2 tRNA genes are annotated in these 308 nt (G+C 47.4%); both read left to right on the top strand.

From position 1 onward, the window contains the following. Window positions 1–14 precede the first annotated feature (14 nt). Window positions 15–91: transfer RNA gene (locus ACYUCW_RS18245), tRNA-Ile, on the top strand. Window positions 92–233: 142 nt separating this feature from the next. Then, window positions 234–306, top strand: a tRNA-Ala gene (locus ACYUCW_RS18240). Window positions 307–308: the final 2 nt, after the last annotated feature.

Here is a 308-nt window from a genome sequence, read left to right as displayed (position 1 = left end):
AGAGATACCGGTATAGGCTTGTAGCTCAGGTGGTTAGAGCGCACCCCTGATAAGGGTGAGGTCGGTGGTTCAAGTCCACTCAGGCCTACCAAATCGTATTGATACTGCGTTGTGAATAAACTCGTTTACTGATTGTAAACTTCGTTGATTCACGCCTTGTCTCACTACGATTCACTCATTATAATTAAAGGCACTCCCTTTAAGAGAGTAAATAATCGGTATTAAAACATTATGGGGCTATAGCTCAGCTGGGAGAGCGCCTGCCTTGCACGCAGGAGGTCAGCGGTTCGATCCCGCTTAGCTCCACC

The organism is Proteus sp. MB838 (assembly GCF_054767435.1).
This window is presented reverse-complemented; position numbering and strand designations above follow the sequence as displayed.